We start from the raw sequence: 3,513 nt of genomic DNA on the forward strand, positions 1-3,513 counted from the left end.
TGTCCTTTTTGTTTACTTTAATATCAGAAAATTGCGTGCAAAAAATAATAAGCATGGTCCTTACCGTTAAAACGTTGGTAAGGACCATGCTTATATTAATTTACTGGGGTTTTGTCCCAGCCTCTTTACAGAATGTGCTTTTATTATTCTACTTCACTTGCAGCTTCTACTTCGCTCATGGAAATACCAAGTGCGTTAGCAACACCTTCACCATATGCTGGATCTGCTTTGTAGCAATGGTTAATGTGTCTTAATTGAACTTCTTTTGTAGTTCCTTGCATGTTGTTAGCAGTGTTTTCAAATAATCTTTGTTGCTCTTCAGGAGTCATAAGACGGAATAACTTACCTGGTTGTTCGAAGTAGTTATCATCATCTTTATCGAAATCATAATAGTCGACATCTGCTCCAAGCTGTAATGCAGGCTCTTGATGCTCCTTACTATCTTGCCATTCTCCGTAGCTGTTAGGGCTGTAAGAAACTTGACTACCATGTGGAATTACACGCATAGCGCCATCACGATGGTATGGATTGAAGTTCTTCGCATTTTTAGGATAGTTAACAGGAATTTGCCAGTGGTTAACACCTAAACGATAGCGTTGTGTATCCCCATACGAGAATAGACGACCTTGAAGCATTTTATCTGGTGAAAAACCAATACCAGGTACAATGTTAGTTGGAGCAAATGCTGCTTGCTCAACTTCTTCAAAGTAGTTTTCAGGGTTACGGTTAAGCTCAAGCTCACCAACCTCGATTAGAGGGAAGTCTTTTTTATACCATACTTTAGTTAAATCAAATGGATTGTAAGGTACTTGCTTAGCTTGTTCTTCCGTCATGACTTGAATGTAAAGTGTCCATTTAGGGAAGTCACCTTTTTCGATTGATTCAAATAGATCTCTTTGATGACTTTCACGGTCTTTACCAATTACTGCTTCTGCTTCTTTGTCTGTTAGGTTTTTGATACCTTGTTGAGAACGGAAGTGGAATTTAACCCATACACGTTCGTTATCAGCATTAATTAAGCTGTAAGTATGACTTCCGAATAAGTGCATATGTCTGTATGTTGCAGGAATACCACGATCACTCATAACAATGGTTACTTGATGAAGAGCTTCTGGTATACTAGTCCAGAAATCCCAGTTTGCTTGTGCACTATGCATATTAGTTTTAGGATCACGTTTAACTACGTGGTTTAAGTCTGGGAAACGCTTAGGATCTCTAAAGAAGAATACTGGTGTGTTGTTACCAACTAAATCCCAGTTACCTTCTTCTGTATAGAATTTAAGTGCTGTACCACGAATATCGCGCTCAGCATCAGCAGCACCACGCTCACCAGCTACAGTAGAGAAACGGATAAACATATCTGTTTTCTTACCGATTTCGGAGAAGATGGATGCTTTCGTATATTTAGTAATATCATGCGTAACAGTAAATGTACCATAAGCACCTGAACCTTTAGCGTGCATACGGCGTTCTGGGATAACTTCACGGTCAAAGTGAGCTAGTTTTTCTAGGAACCAGAAGTCTTCCATTAATAGTGGACCTCTTGGACCAGCTGTTTTTGAATCATCATCATTTGGTACTGGAGCACCAAATGCAGTGGTTAACTTTTTCTTATCTTCACTCATTGAATATGTCCCTCCTAAATAATAAAATACAAGTATTAGAGTAATTAATAGATTACTAAAAAGATAGTTTGAGTAAAATCCCTTATTAGGATTAAGTAAACAAGACTATCCTCCTTTCATGTAATCTGATAGTAATTACCTTCAAATTCTATTATAAGGGATTATAAACAAAAATCAATTTTTAATTATAATAATTTTAATTAAGGGTGAAGTTTATTTTGTTTAATAGGTTGGTTTTGAAATATAATACTTTAAATGAAGGGGGTTTTCGCAAATGAAATTATTAAGTGAGAAAGAACTAACACAATTGGTTCATTCCATTTCTATAGAATTTTTCCATAAACCTTTTGTTGATAAGGTTACATTTAATAATCGTCTGCGGACAACTGGTGGTAGGTATATACCGGCAAAGAGACTAATTGAATTAAATCCGAAATATTATATGGAAGCGGACCAGGATGAGTTTATTGGAATAATAAAGCATGAATTATGTCATTATCATCTGCATATTGAAGGGAAAGGGTATAAGCATAGCGATCCAGAATTTAGAGCACTATTACAAAAGACCGGATCACCAAGACATTGTAAACCACTTCAATCCAATCTAAATAAATTTAACTATGAGTATAAATGTACTAATTGTCATCATACTTATAGGAGAGTAAGAAGAGTGGATATGAAAAAGTATCGATGTGGTATTTGTCGGGGGAGATTAGTAGAAGTGAAAAATGCTTCTTTAATAAAGTAGATGAAAAAACATTATAGTAGGAAGAAAATAGGGTCTGGAAAAGTTTATAAATTCAGACGCAAAAAATAGATTGACGAAATGGACTAGCCATGATAAATTATATAAAGTCTTAACAAAACAGACGGAATGTACATAGAAGTTTAAGAAAAAACTTTTATAAAATATCTTGACAATAAATTGATAATGTTATATGATATTTTTCGTCGCTGAAATTATTCCACAGTAGCTCAGTGGTAGAGACGAGCAAAACATCTACCGAATAAGCTACGAGTAACCCCGAAGCATTTGGCATCTTAGAACAAACTAGTAGATGCAGGGGGTCGAGATTATGGGAATTGTTTTAAGGCAGAATAAGTGAACAATTTATTATTATTCCACAGTAGCTCAGTGGTAGAGCAATCGGCTGTTAACCGATCGGTCGTAGGTTCGAATCCTACCTGTGGAGCCATATGGAGAAGTACTCAAGTGGCTGAAGAGGCGCCCCTGCTAAGGGTGTAGGTCGGGTAACCGGCGCGAGGGTTCAAATCCCTCCTTCTCCGCCATTCTAATATGGCCCGTTGGTCAAGCGGTTAAGACACCGCCCTTTCACGGCGGTAACACGGGTTCGAATCCCGTACGGGTCATTTCTTTAATAAACTAAATAAAGGTCCGGTAGTTCAGTTGGTTAGAATGCCTGCCTGTCACGCAGGAGGTCGCGGGTTCGAGTCCCGTCCGGACCGCCATTAAATTGTTGGGCTATAGCCAAGCGGTAAGGCAACGGGTTTTGGTCCCGTGATTCCCAGGTTCGAATCCTGGTAGCCCAGCCAATTTTTTGTTTGTGATATCTTTAACAAAGTGGTTTTAGAATCATTCATTACTAGGAGCCATTAGCTCAGTCGGTAGAGCAACGAGCAACACTTCCACCGAATAAGCTACGAGTAACCCCGAAGCATACACATCTTGAATAAGCTAGAAGATGCAGGGGTCCTCCATGAATGACGCTAATACTAACTTAAGGATTAACTTATTTTTTCGAGCCATTAGCTCAGTCGGTAGAGCATCTGACTTTTAATCAGAGGGTCGAAGGTTCGAATCCTTCATGGCTCACCATTTAAATATGCGGGTGTGGCGGAATTGGCAGACGCGCTAGACTTAGGATCT

The 3,513-nt window shown here is 38.4% G+C and carries 2 protein-coding genes and 6 tRNA genes; 7 read left to right on the plus strand and 1 reads right to left on the minus strand.

The window, feature by feature from the left end; translation table 11 throughout:
- Positions 1–143 precede the first annotated feature (143 nt).
- Complete coding sequence (locus AAIB49_RS19600; RefSeq protein WP_339217119.1) at positions 144–1,625, minus strand: catalase; 1,482 nt, start codon at positions 1,623–1,625, stop codon at positions 144–146.
- 274 nt (positions 1,626–1,899) lie between these two features.
- On the opposite strand from AAIB49_RS19600, the gene AAIB49_RS19605 reads away from it, so the two are divergent.
- The 7 genes from AAIB49_RS19605 (at position 1,900) to AAIB49_RS19635 (ending at position 3,462) form a co-directional block, all read left to right on the plus strand.
- Positions 1,900–2,373, plus strand: coding sequence for a SprT family protein (locus AAIB49_RS19605; RefSeq protein WP_339217118.1), 474 nt, complete (start codon positions 1,900–1,902; stop codon positions 2,371–2,373).
- Positions 2,374–2,746: 373 nt separating this feature from the next.
- Positions 2,747–2,821 (plus strand) — tRNA-Asn (locus AAIB49_RS19610).
- Positions 2,822–2,824: 3 nt separating this feature from the next.
- Positions 2,825–2,915: transfer RNA gene (locus AAIB49_RS19615), tRNA-Ser, on the plus strand.
- A 9-nt stretch (positions 2,916–2,924) separates the two neighbouring features.
- Positions 2,925–2,996 (plus strand) — tRNA-Glu (locus tag AAIB49_RS19620).
- 22 nt (positions 2,997–3,018) lie between these two features.
- Positions 3,019–3,095, plus strand: a tRNA-Asp gene (locus AAIB49_RS19625).
- A gap of 9 nt (positions 3,096–3,104) precedes the next feature.
- A tRNA-Gln gene (locus AAIB49_RS19630) sits at positions 3,105–3,179 on the plus strand.
- Between the two features lie 207 nt (positions 3,180–3,386).
- Positions 3,387–3,462: transfer RNA gene (locus AAIB49_RS19635), tRNA-Lys, on the plus strand.
- The last annotated feature ends 51 nt before the right edge of the window (positions 3,463–3,513 follow it).

Origin of the sequence: Ornithinibacillus proteolyticus (genome assembly GCF_039581225.1) — a bacterium.
GTDB classification, from domain to species: domain Bacteria; phylum Bacillota; class Bacilli; order Bacillales; family Amphibacillaceae; genus Ornithinibacillus; species Ornithinibacillus massiliensis.

Excerpts from the sequence above, each read along its gene's own strand:
- AAIB49_RS19605 (WP_339217118.1), top strand. The coding sequence starts at position 1,900 with ATGAAATTATTAAGTGAGAAAGAACTAACACAATTGGTTCATTCCATT.
- AAIB49_RS19600 (WP_339217119.1), bottom strand. The coding sequence starts at position 1,625 with ATGAGTGAAGATAAGAAAAAGTTAACCACTGCATTTGGTGCTCCAGTA.